Raw genomic sequence first — 1,354 nt, forward strand, 5'->3', positions numbered from 1 at the left:
GCCAGGGCTTCGGGGTAGTCGGCGGGCAGCCGGTTCGTGACGGGCTGCCAGGTTGATCCGCCACAGAGAGCGGAACGGGCACGGCCTCCAAGATCATGGAGTTCTCGACGCCCCGTGACTTGCCTGGAAGACCGTGCCTGCCGAAGCATCATCTCTGATCCCGTCTGCCCTTGACCAACTCCGCGAGCATCCCGAGGCCGCGCCGGAGGAAGTGCCCGGACTGCTGGGCCGCCTCGCCGAGGTGCCCGATCCGCGTGATCCGCGTGGAGTTCGCCACGCTCTGGTCGGCATTCTTGCCCTGGCCGCCTGTGCGGTGCTGGCGGGGGCAACGTCGCTGCTCGCGGTCGGCGAATGGATCGCCGATGCCCCGCCTCATGTGCTGGAACACATCGGCGTGCGGCTTGACCCCTTGTTCCCCGAGCGGTCCCTGCCTGCGGAAACGACGGTCCGACGACTGCTGGCCCGGATCGACGGCGACACGCTGGACCTGGCAGTCGGCCGCTGGCTCGCCGACCGCCGTAACCGGGCCGAGGGGCGGCTGCGAGGCTTGGCGGTCGACGGCAAGAGCCTTCGCGGAGCGGCCCGGGCCAACGGCCGCAAGATCCACCTTCTCGCTGCACAGGACCACACCACCGGCCTGGTCCTGGCAGCTGGACGTGCAGGAAAAGACGAACGAAATCAGGTGCTTCCAGCCACTGCTGGAGTCCGTGGCCGACCTGGCCGGGGTGGTCGTCACCAGCGACGCCATGCACACCCAGCGCGAGCACGCCGACTACCTTCTCGGTCGCGAAGCCCACTACATCGTGATCGTCAAGGGCAACCAGAAGAAGCTCCGCAAGCAGCTCAAGTCCCTTCCGTGGACAGAGATCCCGTTGCAGGGCCGCGTGAGGGGCACTGACCACGGACGCTCGGGGATCCGAATGATCAAAGTGGCCACGGTCAACGGCCTGCTCCTTCCCGGGGCCCAGCAGGCCGTCCAGATCAAGCGCCGTCGCACCGACCGCAAGACCGGCAAGACCACCATCAAGACCGTCTACGCCGTCACCAGCCTCACCGCGGAGCAAGCCGACCCCGCCCAACTCGCGACCTTGATCCGTGATCACTGGCAGATCGAGGCCCTGCACCACGTCAGAGATACCACCTTCGCCGAAGACGCCTCTCAGCTGGGAACAGGCAACGCACCCCGGGCGATGGCCACCTGGCGCAACCTCGCCATCGGCGCCCTGCGGCTGGCCGGCGCGACCAACATCGCCGCCGCTCTGCGACACAACGCCCGCAACACGGACCGCCCGCTCGCCCTACTCGGGCTCAAGTGATCACAAAACGGACGCCCGCCGACTACGCCGAAGCCCTG

1 protein-coding gene and 1 pseudogene are annotated in these 1,354 nt (G+C 67.9%); both read left to right on the forward strand.

Annotated features, from left to right (window positions below):
- Positions 1-241 precede the first annotated feature (241 nt).
- A pseudogene (locus ACIBEI_RS49545) lies at positions 242-448 on the forward strand (transposase family protein); the annotation flags it as partial.
- A gap of 259 nt (positions 449-707) precedes the next feature.
- On the forward strand, positions 708-1,316 hold the full coding sequence (locus ACIBEI_RS49550; protein WP_398898125.1) for an ISAs1 family transposase: 609 nt from the start codon (positions 708-710) through the stop codon (positions 1,314-1,316).
- The last annotated feature ends 38 nt before the right edge of the window (positions 1,317-1,354 follow it).

Source organism: Streptomyces sp. NPDC050988, assembly GCF_044456225.1.
Classification (GTDB): domain Bacteria; phylum Actinomycetota; class Actinomycetes; order Streptomycetales; family Streptomycetaceae; genus Streptomyces.